The sequence below is a fragment of the Reticulibacter mediterranei genome (assembly GCF_016587455.1).
In genome coordinates this window covers 907,876-926,844 of sequence record NZ_BNJK01000002.1, presented here as the reverse complement: position 1 = coordinate 926,844, position 18,969 = coordinate 907,876, and the positions used below count along the sequence as shown (strand labels likewise).

Sequence of the window (18,969 nt, the reverse complement as noted above, 5' to 3'; positions counted from 1 at the left end):
CTCGACGCCGGTCTGCTGGCCCAGCGTCATTAGATCGCGATTCATCCTCCAGCCGTTCCCGCTGCGAACGAGAAAATAAAACGGAGTATTGCGTTGCACATGTCTTGAAATCGGGGGCAAGAAGGAAGGGGCGCGAGCAAGCGCGGGAAACAGTCCTTGACAGGTAGGAAATTTCCTACGTATAATACACCTACTTCGATCCGTAGGAAATTTCCTACGGATGAGGAAGCGAAAACAAGGAGCGTTTCGATGCTGGATTCGATTGACACCATCTTTGCGGCCCTTGCAAACCCGACGCGGCGCGAACTCTTGCGTCTGCTCCGCGAGGAGGGAGAGCAGTCGGTCCAATCTCTCGCAGCACATTTCGCTATGCAGCGGCCCAGTCTCTCCGAACACCTCAAAGTGCTGCGTGAGGTCGGACTGGTCAGCGAGCAGAGGCGGGGACGCCAGCGCTACTATAACGATTCTAGAAAACGCTCTATTCTCTCGATTCACCCCATGCCTTGCATTCGCTTGTTCCCATTTGGGAAGCACGAACCGCTTTCGTCTCTGACTATGAGTACACCAGTATATGCGAATCTTCTATTGATGTAGTATACTAGGCAGCATCAGGAAAGAAGGGCTTTTCTCGTGAAGTCGAGTGGGTGGTGAAAACACTCTTCAAAAGAAGAAAGGGTTGTCTTGTGTTGAAAAGAAGGAGTGAGCAGGATCAATGTCCGATGAGGTGACAGGGTCGTCACAAGAGGAGCAAGCAGGGAAACGGTTGGCCGTTGTGGTGGGCGTCAATGGGCAACCTACCTCCAGTCGCGTGCTCCTGCATTATGCGGCCTGTAGGGAGCTGTTCAAACCCTTCTTGCCAGCAGCTTTGCGTGTCTACCTCTTCTGATAATTTTACAGACATGAGGATGCTACTACAATTGTGTGTATTCTCAGAGAGAATATTCACTTAATTGAGAAGCTCATGGTGAGGTAGAACATACTTTGGCCACGAACCAGCTCCGAGTAGTTCCAAAAGAGGCGGGAGAGACGGCACATGAGAAGCTCATCATCGCGTTGGAGGCCAGCGAAATCTCTTGTTGACTATAACTGGCAAACAGCCTTTTTGTTAAGGATCATTCTACCCTCATTGAGAAAATTTGAGGAATGAAGGTGTCTATATCGAGCGCAATGAGATAAAAAGGGTGAAGTCTTATGGCAAAATCAAATCTCCCAGTACAGATAGTTTACTGTTATGCCCGCAAAGATAGTTCACTCCGTGAAGAGTTGGAAGAGCACCTTGAGTTTATACTACGCTCTGGTATAGCTATTTCTTGGCATGACCGAAAGATCCGTGCTGGAGAGGATTGGCAAAAAGCCATCAATAACCACCTTGATCAGGCCGATCTCATTCTACTGCTCATTAGCCCCAGTTTCATGCGATCCGATTATTGTTATGGAATAGAGCTACAACAAGCTTTAGAGAGACAGGAATGGGGATTAGCTTCTGTTATTCCTATCATTCTACGGCCTGTCGTTTGGCAAACGACTCCGCTAGGCCGTCTTCAAGCCTTGCCGAGAGACGGAAAACCTGTTGTATTGTGGGGTTCACAAGATGAAGCTTTTACCCAAATTGCCCAAGAAATCTATAATGTAATCCTTCAGCAACTCTCTGAGGATCGCCATCAAAAAGAATATTGGATGCGTGTAGGTCATTCTCAGTTTCAATCACAAGAGTACTCAGAAGCCTTGTACTCCTATCAGCAAGCTTACCAAATTGATCCTGCTAATAGTCTGCTCTTGGGTCGGATAGGAGAGATTCATGCAGAAGCTGGGAACTATGACGAAGCGCTGGCTATATTTGAGTCTATTCTTCAGCTTTTACCAGACAACGAGAAAGCATGGCAACGAAAAGCGGAAATGTTATTGCACCTCCAACGTTATGAGGAAGCCCTTACTTGTTACCAGTTGATACTTAGTCATTTTCAAGTCACTCATCCTTCCCTTTGCGGCAAGGGCCTGGCTCTTTTTGCATTAAGGCGCTATAGTGATGCATTGAGTGCGTATGATGATGCTATTGCAATATATCCAGGAGATGCCTATCTTTATCATTATAAATCTATTGTTCTTATTCATCTTAGGAAATGGAAAGAGGCAATGCTGGCTTGTGAACAAGCTATTCATCGCAATCCTTTCGAGAGCAGCTTTTATCTGAATCAAGCACGCATTGATGAACAACTTCACAATGAGCAGCAAAAAGACCTTGTAGAATTAAGCAATGAGCAGCAAAAAGACCTTGTAGAATTAAGCAATGAGCAGCAAAGAGGGTTTTTAGAATCGAAATTTGAGGCTCTGCAAAAGGTTGATCTATCTGAAACATATTTAAGTAAATTAGCTTTCAGCGAGTCAGTAGAGTATTTTCGCGGACCAAAGCCGTTTTGGAAGAAAAAATCTGTCAGAAAGGGAAATAAATATTAACAAAAAAGAAACGAAGAAAGTACTGGAGTTGCGCAAATTTCCGCTGACCCCGAACATCTGCCTCAATTCCATGATCCTCTTGGCTGATTTGGCTGAGTAGAAAAGGGAAGATATTTCATTACTTTCTGCTGATTCTAGATGCGAGAGTTGGTCTCCTCTCGGCCCTCCTCTGGCTCATTAAGAAAACACATAATGTTCACGGAACGAACGCGAAGACGCCTGGAAACAGTGTTCTCTGTAAGGGGCGGCAGATCGCTTCAGCCGCCTTCGATGATCAGATCACGTGTGAGCGTGTATATCTATCTCCTTCAGTGCCCATTCTCCTCCGGTGAGGCGCTTTCTGCCAATTTCCTCAGTTCTTGCGACTCGCCAGCGGGCCTGCCTTTCTGTACTCTGTTGGGCTTGCTTCCAGGTATCGTTGTGGTAGCGGAGTCAAGAAGAAATCTTCCTTGTGTAAGCAAGAGAGTCAATGCAGTTCGTTTTCTCCTGCTTCGATGCGGTGTATATAATTTCCCTTGCTCAATCACGTGCCTCCCTTCTGCTTCACTTACCTAAATGAACCGAAGCAGGGTATGTGAAGCAAAAGATATAAATTTCTCTCTTGCCCTGCTTACAAAAGAGTGGCTGAGAGGCACAGCCTGAACACTTCTTGCTAAGACATATATGATGCAGTATTTATTCGTTCTTGTTCATTGATGAATATATTAAAAAAAACAGGAAGCCCGCCTTCTTTCCGGTCGTGTAACATGTTCAGGCAATGTGCTGAGAGGAGATGAGCGGAGGGCTGGAGACCATCTGAACCAAAAATGGAAGAGGCTGACGCTGGAAAGATCTTTCTGTCATCAAAAGGAAGATCTAGGAGGAACGCTCCTTCCCTTGCAAAAAAGCGTCAACCCAGTGAAACCCTTCAAAGAAGGCGAGACCGAGTTCGGGCTTGAGGGAGACGACACTTTCAACGAAGCTCGCAAAAATCTCAAGGGCAGCGTCTCTGGTTTCGACCTGCATCAAGGATTGCTGGACCAAGTGGCATAGCCTTGTTGTCTGCTGATGTTTGCAAAGAGCGTGTACTCCTTCTTTCAATATCCCAGCTTGCTTCCTCTTATCAGGAATGGAGCGGGCCACGCGCTCAGCTTGTTCCCACCGTTCCATTTGCGCTAAAGCGCTTGCCACCCCACCTAATGTCAGAGTTCTGCTCCAACTATCAGGAATGGAGCGGGCCACGCGCTCAGCTTGTTCCCACCGTCCCGTTTGCGATAAAGTGCTTGCTACTTCGCCCAATATCCAGATTTGGATTCTTTTGTCAACAACGGAGCGGGCCACGCGCTCAGCTTGTTCCCACCGTCCAGCTTGTGTTAAAGCACTTGCCATTTCGCCTAACGCCTGAGATTGGTTCCAGTCCTCGGTAATGGAGCGGGCCACGCGCTCAGCTTGTTCCCACAAAGGTTCAGCTTGTTCCCACCGTCCAGCTTGTGTTAAGGCGCTTGCCACTCCACTCAATGCTGTAGCTTGGACCTCATCGTCAGCGATGGAACGGGCCACGCGCTCAGCTTGCTCCCACCGTCCAGCTTGTGTTAAGGCGCTTGCCACTCCACTCAATGCTTCAGTTTGCTTTCTCTTATCAGCAATGGAGTGTGCCACACCCTCAGCATGTTCCCACAAAGGCTCCGCTTGCTCCCACAACCCAGCTTGTGTTAAGGCGCTTGCCACTCCACTCAATGCCTCTGTCTGCCTTCTCTTGATAACAATGGAGCGGGCCACGCGCTCCGCTTGCTCCCACAGCCCCGTTTGCACTAAAGCGCTTGCCACTTCGCTTAACGCCCAGCCTTGGACCTCATCGTCAACAATGGAGCGGACCACGCGCTCAGCTTGTTCCCACAGCCCAACTCGTGCTAAAGCGCTTGCCACCTCGCCTAATGCCCTGGTTTGACTCTCCTCATCGTCAACAATGGAGCGGGCCACGCGCTCAGCTTGTTCCCACAAAGGCTCAGCTTGTTCCCACCGTCCAGCTTGTGTTAAGGCGCTTGCCACCTTGCTCAATGCCTCTGTCCGCCTTCCCTTGGCAGCAATAGAGTGTGCCGCTCGCTCAGCTTGTTCCCACAACCCGGCTTGTATTAAGGCGCTTGCCATTTCGCCTAACGCTTCAGTTTGCTTTTCCCTATCAGCAATAGAGTGTGCCGCTCGCTCAGCTTGTTCCCACAGCCCGGCTTGTATTAAGGCGCTTGCCATTTCGCCTAACGCCTGAGATTGGTTCCAGTCCTCGGTAATGGAGCGGGCCACGCGCTCAGCTTGTTCCCATAGCCCGGCTTGTGTTAAGGCACTTGCTACTCCACTCAATGTTTCGGTTCGCCGCTCCTCATCAATGATGAACCTTGCCACTCTTTCAGCTTGCTCCCACAACCCGGCTTGTGTTAAGGCACTTGTCACTCCACTCAATGCTTCAGTTTGCTTTCTCTTATCAGTAATGGAGCGGGCTACGCGCTCAGCTTGTTCCCACCGTCCAGCTTGTGTTAAGGCACTTGCCATTTCGCCTAACGCTTCAGTTTGCTTTTCCCTATCAGCAATAGAGTGTGCCGCTCGCTCAGCTTGTTCCCACAGCCCGGCTTGTATTAAGGCGCTTGCCATTTCGCCTAACGCCTGAGATTGGTTCCAGTCCTCGGTAATGGAGCGGGCCACGCGCTCAGCTTGTTCCCATAGCCCGGCTTGTGTTAAGGCACTTGCTACTCCACTCAATGTTTCGGTTCGCCGCTCCTCATCAATGATGAACCTTGCCACTCTTTCAGCTTGCTCCCACAACCCGGCTTGTGTTAAGGCACTTGTCACTCCACTCAATGCTTCAGTTTGCTTTCTCTTATCAGTAATGGAGCGGGCTACGCGCTCAGCTTGTTCCCACCGTCCAGCTTGTGTTAAGGCACTTGCCATTTCGCCTAACGCCTGAGATTGGTTCCAGTCCTCGGTAATGGAGCGGGCCACGCGCTCAGCTTGTTCCCACAAAGGTTCAGCTTGTTCCCACCGTCCAGCTTGTGTTAAGGCGCTTGCCACTCCACTCAATGCTGTAGCTTGGACCTCATCGTCAGCGATGGAACGGGCCACGCGCTCAGCTTGTTCCCACCGTCCAGCTTGTGTTAAGGCACTTGCTACTCCACTCAATGCCTTATTTTGCCTTTCTTTATCGTAAACAGATCGTGCTGCTTCTTCTGCTCTAACAGTTATTGCTTTAGCATACTCTACTTGGTTTGAAGAAACAAGGAAGTTTCCTATTGTACTCAGTATCGTGGCTTGTATAAGATTATCGGAAATAGAGTGGGCCATACCCTCAGCTTGTTCCCACCGTCCAGCTTGCGTTAACGATCTTGCCACTTCACCTAATGCCCTGGCTTGCTGCCCCTCGTCAACAATGGAGCGGGCCACGCGCTCAGCTTGTTCCCACAAAGGTTCAGCTTGTTCCCACCGTCCAGCTTGCGTTAACGATCTTGCCACTTCACCTAATGCCCTGGCTTGCCACTCTTTGTTAACAATGGAATGGGCCACGCGCTCAGCTTGTTCCCACAGCCCAACTCGTGCTAAAGCGCTTGCCACCTCGCTCAACGTTTCAGTTTGGCTCCTCTTGTCAACAATGGAGCGGGCCACGCGCTCAGCTTGTTCCCACAACTCGGCTTGCGTTAAGGTGATAGCAAACACCTTCCACGCCAGAGCTTGCCTTTCCCTATCAACAATGGAATGGGTCACTCGTTCAGCTTGTTCCCACAAAGATTCAGCTCGTTCCCGCAACCCAGCCTGTGTTAAGGCGCTTGCCACTTCGCCTAATGCCAAGCCTTGCCTTTCCCTATCAACAATGGAACGAGCCATACTCTCAGCTTGCTCCCACAAAGGTTCAGCTTGCTCCCACCGTCCAGCTTGTGTTAAGGCACTTGCCACTCCACTCAATGCTGTAGCTTGGACCTCATCGTCAGCGATGGAACAGGCCACGCGCTCAGCTTGCTCCCACCGTCCCGTTTGCGTTAAAGCGCTTGCCACTTCGTTTAACGCCCAGCTTTGGCTCCGGTTATAAGTAATGGAACAGGCCACGCGCTCAGCTTGCTCCCACCGTCCTGTGTGCGATAATGATCTTGCCACTTCGCTTAATGCCCAGCTTTGGACCTCGTCGTTGGCAATGGAACGGGCCACGCGCTCAGCTTGCTCCCACCGTCCTGTGTGTGATAACGATCTTGCTACTTCGCTTAACGCCCAGCTCTGGCTCATGCTATCAAAGAGGGAATATACCAAATCGGTAGCTCGTTGAGTGAGGAATTCACATGCTGCCAGCTTATCTGATTGCGTACTGAGTATGGTTGCAATCTGTTGGAAGATACGAGCCTTTCGAGTTGAATCGGTCAAAAGTTCTGCCTGCCCAATAGCCTCTTGCTCACGGTCCATCCGTACCAGTAAGGTAAAGAGGTCATCAGGATAGTTATCGGCACGACTTTGCACGCTACATCGGAGCAAGGTGTAGCGCCACAAACGCGATAGATGCTCCCAGGCTTGCTCCTGGCTCCAACCTTCCCAGGCGGCGGCTTGACAGCCATACATGAGATCCTGGGCAAAGGAGTGCATGCCCTCCTCTGAACGTTCTTTGGCTCGTCCATAGCTGCCTTCATCCAGCACTTTAAAGAGGCGCGGCCACTGGTGCGCCAAGTAGAGATGCGTCAAGTAATGGCATTGGGCATAGTGTCGTCTTGCTCTCTCACTTGCTTGGTGCGTCAACTTCCAGAGTACCAGCAATCCTCCTCGCTCACACCAGGAGGAAAAACAAGCATGCAGCTTCTCTTCTTCATCAGAGGCAAAGATCCTCTCGTTCTCGTGGGCAGGATGTCTAAGATACTCAGCGAGCTTGAGGTGGAAGAGGGTATAGCGTTGCTCCTCTGTCGCTCTCAGTAGCCCCCCCAAGCGTATGATGCCCTCAGCAACTTGATCTAACTCCAAGTGAAGCAGATTGCTCAAATCGTCTGCTGAGAGCGGTTCACGAGTGATCAGCAGTAGTCCAAGCATCGGTCTCATGACTTCGCGCCATTCCTGCTTCTGCCTCTTGAGCCGATCCAGCGCGAAGAAGAAGATGTTCTCAGGATTGTTGGCAAGACGCGCAATGATGGTTTGAGGGGAGAGCGCTGGTTGGAGGACGAGTTCTTTTGCCACGAGATCAAGATAGAGGGCATTGTGATCCAACGTGTGATACAACTGGTCGGCCTGCCGATGATCTAGGGTCACGTGCCTGTGGTAGAGCATCACAGCAAAGTCCTCTCGGCTCAGCGCCGGTAGCTGATAGTGATCCAGGGGTTTGAGCAGTTTGAGTGGTTTCAAGGTATCATCAGGACGTGTTCCCAGCACAAACACGATACCCGCAGGAGGATTGAGCGGCAGGAAGCTCAAGTCTCGATCCCCGTTGGGGTCGGCTTGCAGTTGATCCAGACCATCCACAAAGATCACCTCCTGACCTCCTCGTGCCACCACTTCGGCCAAGACCTTGGGGAAATATTCGCGCAGGGCTGCACGGGTTTCACTGGCGACATAGAAATCGGGCAGGTGGTATTTGAGGATGAGGTAAGCCATGAGATGACGGAGCAGTCCGACTTGATACTCAGGACCGGGGTTCAGCTCGATGAAGTGATAGGCGGCGACCTGCTGACGGCCATACGCCTCAATGAGTTTAGCGATCAGACTACTTTTGCCTTGCCCTGCCTCTCCAGTGATGGCGACATAGCCTCCTGTTTGCTGTCGTTGTGCAATGTCGTGTTGTACCTGAGCCACCTCTTGCTCTCTTCCTACAAAATGAGCCAGCAATTGTTGCACCACACTACTTTGATCAGGAAGCAGTGATTGGAGGCGTTGGAGTCTTTCGCGTTGCTTTTGCTGGGTCTCTGCTGCGACAAGATTGGCATGATGTGCAGAGGTATTCACGCGATCAAGAGAAGAGGCGGCACGCTGCGACAGATGCGCTTCTTCAGCACCCACGGGAAGAGGATCAAGATAGTGCTGGAGTTCTGCTCTCCAGGAAGAGTGGTCTAACGGATAGTCCATCAAGGTGAGCAGATCAAGCGCTTCGTCCCAGGTAGCAAGTGCTTGCCACTTGGCAAGAGTGACGATGATAGCGAGAACATTCTCCTCGGTGAGCCGCCACACTCTCCCACTCTTCTTATCACGATGTCCCCTTAACTGTTTCCCAAGTTCTTTAGGATCAAGGCTAATGGCATGGGCAAGATCTTGCTGCGTATATTTCTTGCCATTCTCTTTAGAGATGGTCTGATAGTAGTGCCGAACCTTCTTCCGAAACGCCTCAAGCTCACGCATTCGTCACCCCAGTTGCACGACAAGCACGACTTTTTTGCACGACAAGCACACCCTTTTTGCAACCAATACTGGCTATACTCTCCATAGACATTGCAATGGCAACGATGGGAAACTGAGCACCTTCTGGTGAGCGGACGGCACCAGAAGATCGGTACTCATAGATCAATACCTAAGAAAGGAATACGCATGACCCTCCAACAGCTTCTTGAAACGGTCAAGCAATTGCCGGTCGCAACCCAGGTGGCTTTGATCCTCTTCGTCCTGGCAGTGCTGCTCCTGCTGGCATTCGTCCCTACAATGGGAACAAGTGTGCTAGGGTGTATCTGCAAAGTCGCAACCTCTGCCGATAGTCAGAAATATGAGAAGAGGAGAATTGACAGACGAGCAGTGGGAGAAGCTTCGTCCCTTGCTACCCCCTCAAAAACCGAACATTGGACGACCAGCCCACGACCATAGACGTATCCTCAATGGGATCTTGTGGATCTTGCGAACAGGTGCCCCGTGGCGCGATCTCCCAGAACGCTATGGTTCTGTTGGGACGGTTTCCAGCCGCTTTTATCGTTGGCAGCAAGCGGGGATCTGGCAACGTATCTTGGAAGAGCTGCAACAACAAGGGGATGCTGATGGGTCCATTGATTGGGAAAAGCACTTCGTCGATAGTACGATCATTCGCGCTCATCAGCATGCGGCTGGGGCAAAAAGGGGGATCAAAATCAAGAGGCGTTAGGAAAGAGCCAAGGTGGTTTTAGTACCAAACTGCATCTACGAGCCGAAGGAAAAGGCAAACCAATGACCTTTGTTCTGACTGCGGGCCAGCGTCACGAGATGACCAAAGTGAAAACCCTCATGGAACAGGGGGCTGTCAAGCGGGTGGGGCGGGGGCGTCCCAGATTACGGCCAAAGCGAGTATTGGGAGACAAGGCCTACAGCAGTCGAAAGCTTCGTCACTACCTCAAGCGGCGAGGAATTGGCTACACCATTCCCCGCCGCAGCGATGAGACGCGCACCGGGCCGTTTAACCGAGCCTTGTACAAAGAACGCAACTACATTGAGCGCCTCATTAATCGCCTCAAGCAGTTCCGGCGTGTCGCGACTCGCTACGAGAAGCGAGCGGTCAATTTCCTGGCGATGGTGACGATTGCCTCCATCATGCTTTGGTTATGATTTGCAGATACGCCCTAGCCTTCCTGATCGCACTCAAAACCCTGAGTAGCAAATAAGCAGACGCTCAGGCAGCGAATTGCTCTTGTCCAATAGCTCATATGTTTTGTCAGGGATCGGGCGTCCTCATTGAAAACGTCCGATCCGTTCTCTTCCCGGCTCGCTGGCGGTGAGCACCTCGGCATGCAACAATCACCTCTGCTCTAAGAGAACGCTCCAACCGGTGCTTTTTGTTCTTCTCTTCTCCAGAGCAAACTCTAGCAGGAGTATAGCGTGTTTTGAGTCTTGCTGCAAACTACTGCCTCTCTTCGGAACCCCACTCGCTTTATTTGCTAGCATCACGCTGGGAAGGCAGAAGTTCCTTTTTGCTTGTCACGGCCCTTTTATTAGGGGCGCTACCAGGAGGCGGAACCGCTCTATAAGCGAGCACTTGCCATCTACGAGGAACAGGTGGGAGCCAGCCATCCCGACACAGCAAGGAGCCTAAATAATCTGGCAATACTCTATCAGGCCCAGGAGCGCTACCAGGAGGCGGAACTGCTGATGCGGCGGGCAGTCATGATTTGCCAGGAGTCTTTAGGGATGGAGCATCCGGTGACCCAGCAGCTTCTCAAGCATTACATCCTTCTGCTGGCTGACCTGCATACCAACGGAGATGTCGAAGCGCTGCTTCACCTACTCGCTCAAACAGAGCAGGATAGCCCCAGGAGGATGAACCTTCGTCATAACACCTGGGACGAAGAGATCCACTCCTGAGTGCTCTACACACTGCTTGCTCCACTCACTCAAAAGAGAGAGAACGAGCGCACAAGCAGCGCGACCTGCTCCTCTGATTCCCCCTTTGGCTCCGTCAGCGAAAACGTAAACTTCACAGGTGTACAAGGATCTAAGGACCAGGCACCAGGGAACGACATGCTGGGGTTGTGAACAGGAGCAGGAAGAGGAGAAGCTATGAGCTTCACCTGAAAACCTTGTCCTCTCGTTGTACCCCCATTGTCCACCCTCGCTCGTTCCCATTTGGGAAGCATGAATCCTCTTCGTCTCTGACTATGTGTACACGAGTATATACGAATCCTCTATTCGTGGAGTATACTAGGCGGTATCAAGCATCGAGTGAATCGAGGAGTAGCACCAGCATGGATGAGCAGGAGCGGGTCGATTTCTTCATCAGCTCTTGATAAGCCTTGAGACCTTTTTTTACACTCTTTTCCGCTTCTTCTCAAGAAGATACTTCAGAAACAGTTCTGGGGTATCTTCCTGCCTCTCTCCCAGCTTCTGGTTCTCAGTCAGCAAGCTGCAATCCATCAAAGTCCTTATAGGTGATTTCCTGTCCTAACGCCGCGCTAATGGCATTGGCAATCTTTCCAGCCGTGGCCTTATAGATTTTTTTGCCCGCTATCGCATCACCCAGCGTTCCCGGATCAATATGCGCTTCCCTAGCAAGCCTCGCTTTCGACCAACCCAGCTTTACCCGATAATCTTCTAGCGTCATGGTACACACACTCCAATCGCTCACAGGTCTGTCTCTTGAGTAGTATGGCATGCCTCTCTAGGATTGTCAACGCTTCTTCTTGGGATTATGGGAATCTATCTTATTGTACTAGAAACTCTTGGAATGTCAAGGAATGCATGGTATACTCTCAAGAGAGGTGTTTCGATGAGAGGAAGGTGGGCCTCAGCTCAGATATTGGAATACTCTTTTAGAAAGAAAGGTTGGATCTCTCTATGCTACGTGGTCAACAGGACGCGTCGAAGCCTCGAAAACGCGCCATCATTTATTGCCGTGTCAGCACTGATAAACAGGAACAGGACGGGGCAAGCCTGGAATACCAGGAAGAGAAGTGCCGCCGATATGCTGAACTGCATGACATCGATGTGGCTCTCGTGTTAAAAGAAGTCAAAAGTGGTTTTATCCACTATTCCCTCCGCGAACAACTGACCCTTGCCCGTCAATTTATCCGCGACCATCTCGCTGATGCGATTATCGTGTGGGACTTGCGTCGCTTCTCACGTAACTTTGTCCATTCTGCGATGATTTTTGAGGAAATCGAGAGCGTTGGTGCCGAGATCATCAGTGTCAGCGAAAACATCGATAATAGTCTGACCGGCAAGCTGATCCGCTCCATCCTCGCCTGGAGCGCCGAATCCGAACGCGAAAAGATTGTTGAGTACGCCAACCGCCGCTGGCAGACGCGATTAGAACACAATCTGCCGGTCGCAACCGGACGGGTCCCCTACGGTTGGCAATGGAAAGATCAGGACAAGACACAGTATGTCATTGACAAAGAGCATGCGTCTACGCGCGTTTCGATTTTCACGATGTTCGTGGACGAAGATATGAGCCTGCGCGGGATCGCACATCAACTGACGGAAGATGGCATCTTGCCGCCTGCTCACGCGCGGAACGCAAAAGTGAAAAGCACGGCTTGGCGGCCTTCTACGATACGCAAGTTGCTCACTGACCCAGAAAATATCGGCATCCTACGCATCTGCAAAACCACCACCGTCATGACCGATAAAGGGAAGAAGGTCAAAAGGCCGAACCCGCATATGAAAACCATTCCGGGGGGGATCCCGGCGATTGTAGCGGTAGATGTCTACGAGTTGGCCCAGATCAAGCTCAAAAACAACCAGAGCGATAAAAGCCACCTCCACCGGAACCCGGAGGATTTCCTGCTCAAAGGCCATATTTTCTGCCAAGCCTGCCAGTATCGAATGTCTGGCCGCTACATACACGGACGTAGGGCAAACGGGAAACTGTATCCTTTTTACCGCTGCATCAATGCTGCGAATAAATATCATGCCTGCCCTGAGCTACCCTGCATACAAACTGAGAGAATCAACCAACTCGTTTGGGAAGAGTGTTGCCGCGTCTTTGAGCGATTAGACCTGATACGGGAGACAATCGAGTTCAATATCGAGCAATCGCTCCAGAATATTCTGGAGGATTCACAAGGCAAAGCGCTCATTGACCAACTGAGAGAAGAAATATGCTTTGCGAAGCAGGAGCGTGATAAACACCCAGAAGGCAGTTACTACTACACGTTGATTTCTCACGATATACAGGACAAGGAAGTAAGGCTCCAGCATCATGAAGAGGAATATCAGAAGTCCATCAACGTCGTGAAATCGTCTCATACCTACCAGCAAAGTATGCTGGGCTTCCTCAACTTCCTGACCTTCATGCGGGGCAAATATCACGAGGCGAGTTTCGCAGAAAAGCTCAATGCGCTGGATGTGCTGGGGGTTCGGGTTTATCTCCACCCAGAGGGGGATTGGGAGCCTCCTCTCACTGAAGTTGACGCCGAACAGGAATGGCTGAGCATCAAAGGAGCGGCCAAACTCACCGGAATAGCCAACAGTACGCTACGAGGGAACATACAGAGAGGGAAGCTTGCCACCCACACCCAGTTCATCCCCATGACAGTTATTCATCGGGATGAACTGGCCCGCTACCTGAAGAGAAAACGGCCACATATCAATCTGGAGCTGTACAAGGGGGAATGGTTTACCGTGAACAAGCTGTCCAAGTTGGAAATCATGCACCATCAAACCCTTGAGCGAGCGATTGCTCAAGGAGAGGTGCAGACACAGGTACACAACGTCTCCCATCCCGTCATCCACCGCGATGAGCTGAACCGTTTCCTACGTGAAACCTCTCTGCGCACCACGGCACGCAGAGAACACATCGAGCCACGAATAGAAGTGCAGTACTCGCCTCTTTTCACAGGTGTTCCCTCTCCTCTGAGATAATGTTCTGGTAGACCTGCTCCAGCTGCTATCATTAACTTTATCGCTCGACCGTCCTCTTTTGCATCGTTGGCTTGAATCTGCGGTTGCACGGCGCTCCATTGCTCAGTCTCGTTATGGATGATGACCGATCCCGGTTCGGGAGGATAGGTGTATTCCATCTTTTTGCGATCAATAGCTTTTTTATCAGCGCCGCGCAGGGTCACATCATAAAGGAACACGCTTTTGTATTTGTTGATGCGCACCCGGTCGGTCAGCCAGTCTTTGTAGCGGCGTAGCCAGGGGAGTAGGGTTGCCAGATCGCTATTGCCGCGTCTGGCGTTCGAGACTTTATTGATGGCGAATTGCAACATTTCTTCACCTGCCCGATACCATTCACCCTGAGTATAGCTCGTGGAGATATCGAGCTTCGTGATCGGCGTAAGATTTTGCATCGTCGCCGGGTCGGTTGCGGAGATGGTTTGTACGACAGGACGACGATGGAAGCGGACTGGAGTTTCAATATCTTCAGGGTCGCTTTCAATGAGATCAATGAGCGAAGGGTCGATCAACCTGACTTTGACGCTACCGTTGTATTTATTGATGAAGAAGCGCACAAAAATCTCGCCATAGAGCGCGAGTTCGGTGCAGATATTGTAGATGCGCTCATCCATCGTGTTCTCGCGCCAGAAATCGAGCAGGACGCGCTGCACTTCCCGATCGACGGCATCAACAGTAATGCCCTTACCGAGCACGAAACTGGTAGTCATCTCGATAATGGCAAAGGCGAGCGGGTTGGCATGATACGACTCGTAGATGAGGTTGTGTAATTCAAGGTAGGTGGAGGGCATCAAATCTTTTTGATAGGCGACATCGGAGAGGCGTCTCCAATAATAATCTTCCTCGCCGCCGGTGGTGAGTTTACTCCACGTGTAGTCCTCCTGCGTGGGTGCCGCAAAGGCAAGCAGCGTCGGGTCGATCTGCTCTTGAATTTGTTCTTCGTCAGGGTATATAGATGATTTCAGAAAGCGATCAAGAAAGCGCATAGAATTTCTCCTCTTCTCTACCACATAGCGTCCATATCATAAAAAAGGGCAAGGTATTCTTTTCTACTGCTTCTTTTTGAGGAGGTGAAAAGCGGAAAGCGGCGAGAGTTTCATTGTCCCATGTCCTGGCTGAAAAGACATCACTCCTTTGAGTGATATAGATCGTCCTTGTTTGAGCGAACAGGAATTCACCTGCAAGAGGATGGAAAAAGCGTAGGCAAATGCTATACTCAAAGAGACCAGGTATCTAACCACAGCAAACAAGTCACGCCGGGAGGCTCCAATGGGCCACAGCAACCGGGCCACGCCAACGGGTCGGTCCCGCAAGGGCATGCCGCCGAGCTGCATATCACCATCTCAACAGAGGAAAGCGAAACGTATCCTGAGGCGTTCCGCGCTTATCCTGCTGATCTTCTTGCTCCTCGTCGGCAGCGCTGGCTACTGGTATTACCAGCAAAACTTTGCGCAGGCAATCAATACCATGACGGGCAAAAAAGCGATCCATTCACGCAGTAAGCTGGACGCGACCAACACGGCAGCAGCACAAACCAACTCGAAGCAGCATGCTCAGTTCACAGGAGGGCGCGTCACGATCATGCTGCTGGGCAGTGACACCGATGGGAAAAGGAATGATGTGCAAAACGGTACGCCGCTGGCGCAAATCGTCATCCTTGTCACCATCAACCCCCAAGCCAAATATGTTGGGATGATGTCCATCCCACGCGATATGCAGGTGACCGATCCCATCAGCGGAGGGCACCCCAAGTTGGCCGAGGTATTCAGCTCTGGATATCGTGGCAACACGGTCTTTGATCGCGTCGCCAGAGCGGCTGGGCGAATGATGGACACTATCGATTATAACTACGGCATTCACATCGATCATTATGCCTGGGTGGGTCTGACCGGCTTCGTCAAGATAATCGACACGGCAGGCGGCGTTGACATCGATGCGATCCATCCCATGGTTGACGACGTGTATCCCGACGATACCAACAACCCCAACAGCAGCATTTACGATTTTAAGCGTCTGTATATCGCGCCAGGTCCGCAGCATATGAACGGCCAGCAAACGCTGGAATATGTCCGCACGCGACACGCTGATTTCATGGGCGACTTTGGGCGCTCCGCCCGGCAGCAGCAGGTATTAACCCAGTTGAAAATGAAACTGTCAACATCCGAAATCATTCCCAAAGCGCCGGAATTGCTCAAGGATCTGGAAGGGTCGCTTCAGACAGATCTGACCCTCGATCAGATCTACCCGTTCGCCAATTTCGCGCGCACCATCGATACGAACAAAATCGACCGCGTAACATTGAGTCCGCCCTATTCAATGCCGAGTGGTGCGAATACAAACTACCTTCCGCTCTGTGACCAGATCACGCCCAGGATCGCGAAGATGTTCGGTCTGAGGGGCAACGCGAAATGCATCCCGCAGGGAGCGATGAACGGCAAGAGCACTGCGGCTGTGGCCTCGACGCAACCAACGCTATCCACCGCGAGCACGCCTGCTCCTACGACAATCGACACGATGGAGATAGAGAACACCTGGCAAATGCTTGGGGCAATCAGCCAGATAACAAACGTGAGTATGCCACAGGGGAGCCGAGGCTTTGCGGGCATAGATAGTCTCCACGATCTGCTTGATCTCATGTTCTGTGTCGTGTTTGAATCGTTTGATGGAATGAAAGTATAAAGAGGTTTCCTGATACTTGAGATGTGGAGCGGCTTCTCCAATGATCAATGGCTGTGTTGCTCACCCTTGACGCCGACTGCTCACTCGCCGCCCTCAAACCCGCTTCCTCCCCATACTTATTACCACTTGTCCGTTTACGGTCTGTTGTTACATACAACGCGAGATAATGTCGATCCTTGGACACCTGTGCAGTTCACGTTTTCTCTGAGGGAGCCAGAAGGGGGCGGTGAGAATCAGGTCGCACCGCTCGTGCGCTCGTTCTCCCTCTTCTGAGCAAGTAGAGCGAGTTCGATAAACGTCTCACTTGGCCTGGAGCCTCTGGGCATCTGGGTAACATGACGAGGCAACGAGTCTTGCTGCTTCGCCTCTCCATGCCTCCTGAAGGGGACGGGCATTGTGATCATGTTGCTCTCCTCTCACAGAGAGCAAGACACCCAGGAGGAAAGATGATACAATTATTTATTGAACAGTGTCAATATATCTAGGAATCTCCGACGAGTCGGACAGGTCACCGTGTAGGAGAGACCGTGCAGGGATGTGGATAGAGAGGGTCACAGAGATCAATGAACGTTTTCCAGCCGCAACAGATAATGAGGGCCGTGCCTCAATCGCTCCGACGATCGTTCTACGTGAGTGTCCTTGTAGTCGTCATGTTCAATAGCCTGTTCCTGTACTGGCTGCTTCTCACGCCCAGACCTCAGTCGCTCTTTGTGATGGGAGACGATGTTGGGCAGGCGCTTGGGTTGCTCCTGGCAACGATACTCTGCCTGATTGGTTTCACGTGGCCCTGGCGCAGTGCCGCACCTGCTCCAGATGCCACCTCCCCTCCTGGAACCACTGCTGGCTTTGGGCAGCGCTGGGTGCCGCTCTTGCTCTGCATAGGCATCTTCTGCCAATTCATCGGACAGGTTATCTCCACCTTCTATGATCTGCATCACTGGGTGCCGTTCCCCTCCTGGGCAGACGCCGTGTCTTTGAGTACGTTTCCCTTTTTGCTCCTGGGCATCCTGCTGTTGCCCACCCGTTCGCTTCCAGCTAACACCCATTCACGGGTCACCCTCGATGGCTTCATGATCGTGACCACCTTTGCTACCGTGAGTTGGTATTTTGTCCTGGGTCCAGATATTCTGCACGGGCAAGCAAGCGTCTTCGCCAAGATCGTAGGCAGCGCCTATCCCCTCTTTGACCTGGTGTTGATCTGCTGCGTGTTTCGCCTGCTCTTTCGAGCTGATAATTCCATTCCACGCCTTGCCGTTCTCTTGCTCTCTGCTGGCCTAATCATCATTGTCATGGCTGATAGCATGGACTTTGCACAGATCTTGCGTCTCAGGTCCCTCCACGGCTGGCAGGATGAGGCATGGCCGCTGGGGTACATGCTGATTGGCCTCGCCGCTCAAGTCGTCAACGGATGGCTCTCTCAACAGCAGCCTTCCTCTCCGCGTGCAGGTCAGGGAGAAGGTGCCAACCATGCTGATTGGCAGGTTTCCTCTTACTGGAGTATGCTTCTGCCGTATGGACTCATTGTAGCGGTCGGCGCGCTCGCTTTCTATGTATGGCAAACAGGCACCAACCCCACTCTCGTTCACGGGGTATACCTGGGGGCTGCCGTGCTGATCGGACTGCTTCTCTTGAGGCAGTACTTCCTCATTCGCGAGGCGCTCTTCTACAACAACGCCTTGCGTCAGATGCAACACACCTTGCACCAAAACAATGAGGTTCTCAAGCAGATGAATAAACAACTGGAGGAACAATCGGCACAGATTGCGGAGGCGTACGAGCAACAACGTTCCCTCAATGAACTCAAAGACCAATTTCTCCTCAATGTCAATCATGAATTGCGCACGCCCTTGACAGAAATGCAGGGATACCTTGAGCTGTTGAGCGAACACGCAGGAAGGATTGACACACACATGCAAGCCACCTTTCTCGCCCATGCCCTCCATGGCTGTGAAGAACTCCACCACCTCATTGACACCGTGCTGGATGCGCTTCGTGGGAATCTTCGGCACTCCCCACCACGCACCCAGGTCCTCGCTGTTGCCCCAGTGGTGGAGGAGGTACTTCACCTCTTTGGACCTCAAACGAGGCAGGACTACCAGATGGTGCTCGATGTGGCTGACCACCTCACTGTGGTTGCCGACCAAGGCTATCTGCACCGCATCCTCCTCAATCTGCTCTCCAATGCGTTCAAATATTCCCCAAAGGGGGCCACGATCAGCATCAGTGCGCAGCCCTATCGCCCACGCTTTCAGAAACACGGTGCTACGGAGTTCCTCTGCATCTGCGTAAAGGATACCGGGCCTGGGATCCCCCCTGCGGAGAGCGCATTGCTCTTCAGTCGATTTGTACGCCTCCATCGCGACCTGGCTGGCTCCATTCGAGGAACAGGGCTGGGTCTCTCCATTTGTAAGCAACTCGTCGAGACGCTGGGGGGGCAGATCTGGGTGGAAAGTTCTGGGATGGCAGGGGAAGGCAGTCGCTTTTGCTTTACCTTGCCAACAGCCCCCCATGTCAGTGCCCAAGAGGGATAGCAGGGGTCTGGGCGTGCCACAGATCTGCAAGGAC

10 protein-coding genes and 3 pseudogenes are annotated in these 18,969 nt (G+C 51.7%); 9 read left to right on the top strand and 4 right to left on the bottom strand.

What is annotated here, in order from left to right; genetic code table 11:
• Positions 1–249: 249 nt before the first annotated feature.
• The 3 genes from K3T83_RS42475 (at position 250) to K3T83_RS42465 (ending at position 2,454) form a co-directional block, all read left to right on the top strand.
• Positions 250–594, top strand: a complete 345-nt coding sequence (locus tag K3T83_RS42475) for a metalloregulator ArsR/SmtB family transcription factor (protein ID WP_220209207.1) — start codon at positions 250–252, stop codon at positions 592–594.
• A 118-nt stretch (positions 595–712) separates the two neighbouring features.
• Positions 713–886, top strand: coding sequence for a hypothetical protein (locus K3T83_RS42470; RefSeq protein ID WP_220209206.1), 174 nt, complete (start codon positions 713–715; stop codon positions 884–886).
• Between the two features lie 305 nt (positions 887–1,191).
• Entirely contained in the window at positions 1,192–2,454 is a 1,263-nt protein-coding gene (locus K3T83_RS42465; RefSeq protein WP_220209205.1) for a toll/interleukin-1 receptor domain-containing protein, read from the top strand.
• Positions 2,455–3,309: 855 nt separating this feature from the next.
• Here K3T83_RS42465 and K3T83_RS42460 read toward each other — a convergent pair.
• On the bottom strand, positions 3,310–8,775 hold the full coding sequence (locus K3T83_RS42460; protein ID WP_220209204.1) for an ATP-binding protein: 5,466 nt from the start codon (positions 8,773–8,775) through the stop codon (positions 3,310–3,312).
• Between the two features lie 186 nt (positions 8,776–8,961).
• On the opposite strand from K3T83_RS42460, the gene K3T83_RS42455 reads away from it, so the two are divergent.
• The 3 genes and pseudogenes from K3T83_RS42455 to K3T83_RS42445 all read left to right on the top strand — a co-directional run.
• A complete protein-coding gene (locus K3T83_RS42455) occupies positions 8,962–9,231 on the top strand; it encodes a hypothetical protein (RefSeq protein WP_220209203.1) in 270 nt (89 codons plus the stop codon).
• Positions 9,134–9,939: pseudogene (locus tag K3T83_RS42450) on the top strand (IS5 family transposase). The gene K3T83_RS42455 and the pseudogene K3T83_RS42450 overlap by 98 nt, the downstream one beginning before the upstream one ends.
• Before the next feature lie 399 nt (positions 9,940–10,338).
• Positions 10,339–10,692: pseudogene (locus K3T83_RS42445) on the top strand (tetratricopeptide repeat protein); the annotation flags it as partial.
• Between the two features lie 526 nt (positions 10,693–11,218).
• Here K3T83_RS42445 and K3T83_RS42440 read toward each other — a convergent pair.
• Entirely contained in the window at positions 11,219–11,452 is a 234-nt protein-coding gene (locus K3T83_RS42440; protein ID WP_236065192.1) for a helix-turn-helix domain-containing protein, read from the bottom strand.
• Positions 11,453–11,661: 209 nt separating this feature from the next.
• Here K3T83_RS42440 and K3T83_RS56650 point away from each other — a divergent pair.
• A pseudogene (locus tag K3T83_RS56650) lies at positions 11,662–12,789 on the top strand (recombinase family protein); the annotation flags it as partial.
• Positions 12,790–13,508: 719 nt separating this feature from the next.
• Here the strand turns inward: K3T83_RS56650 and K3T83_RS56645 are convergent.
• Positions 13,509–14,711 carry a phage portal protein gene (locus tag K3T83_RS56645; protein ID WP_236065191.1) on the bottom strand — a complete coding sequence of 401 codons (1,203 nt, stop codon included), beginning with the start codon at positions 14,709–14,711 and terminating at the stop codon, positions 13,509–13,511.
• 283 nt (positions 14,712–14,994) lie between these two features.
• Here K3T83_RS56645 and K3T83_RS42430 point away from each other — a divergent pair, with 283 nt between their 5' ends.
• Positions 14,995–16,404, top strand: coding sequence for an LCP family protein (locus K3T83_RS42430; protein ID WP_220209201.1), 1,410 nt, complete (start codon positions 14,995–14,997; stop codon positions 16,402–16,404).
• Positions 16,405–16,637: 233 nt separating this feature from the next.
• Here K3T83_RS42430 and K3T83_RS42425 read toward each other — a convergent pair whose 3' ends face one another.
• On the bottom strand, positions 16,638–16,808 hold the full coding sequence (locus tag K3T83_RS42425) for a hypothetical protein (protein ID WP_220209200.1): 171 nt from the start codon (positions 16,806–16,808) through the stop codon (positions 16,638–16,640).
• Between the two features lie 159 nt (positions 16,809–16,967).
• Between K3T83_RS42425 and K3T83_RS42420 the strand changes: the two genes are divergently transcribed.
• Entirely contained in the window at positions 16,968–18,935 is a 1,968-nt protein-coding gene (locus tag K3T83_RS42420; protein ID WP_220209199.1) for a sensor histidine kinase, read from the top strand.
• The last annotated feature ends 34 nt before the right edge of the window (positions 18,936–18,969 follow it).

What these genes read in the sequence shown, in the direction of transcription:
- K3T83_RS42475 (WP_220209207.1), top strand. Translation starts at nt 250, where the DNA reads ATGCTGGATTCGATTGACACCATCTTTGCGGCCCTTGCAAACCCGACG.
- K3T83_RS42470 (WP_220209206.1), top strand. Translation starts at nt 713, where the DNA reads ATGTCCGATGAGGTGACAGGGTCGTCACAAGAGGAGCAAGCAGGGAAA.
- K3T83_RS42465 (WP_220209205.1), top strand. Translation starts at nt 1,192, where the DNA reads ATGGCAAAATCAAATCTCCCAGTACAGATAGTTTACTGTTATGCCCGC.
- K3T83_RS42460 (WP_220209204.1), bottom strand. Translation starts at nt 8,775, where the DNA reads ATGCGTGAGCTTGAGGCGTTTCGGAAGAAGGTTCGGCACTACTATCAG.
- K3T83_RS42455 (WP_220209203.1), top strand. Translation starts at nt 8,962, where the DNA reads ATGACCCTCCAACAGCTTCTTGAAACGGTCAAGCAATTGCCGGTCGCA.
- K3T83_RS56645 (WP_236065191.1), bottom strand. Translation starts at nt 14,711, where the DNA reads ATGCGCTTTCTTGATCGCTTTCTGAAATCATCTATATACCCTGACGAA.
- K3T83_RS42430 (WP_220209201.1), top strand. Translation starts at nt 14,995, where the DNA reads ATGGGCCACAGCAACCGGGCCACGCCAACGGGTCGGTCCCGCAAGGGC.
- K3T83_RS42425 (WP_220209200.1), bottom strand. Translation starts at nt 16,808, where the DNA reads ATGATCACAATGCCCGTCCCCTTCAGGAGGCATGGAGAGGCGAAGCAG.
- K3T83_RS42420 (WP_220209199.1), top strand. Translation starts at nt 16,968, where the DNA reads ATGAACGTTTTCCAGCCGCAACAGATAATGAGGGCCGTGCCTCAATCG.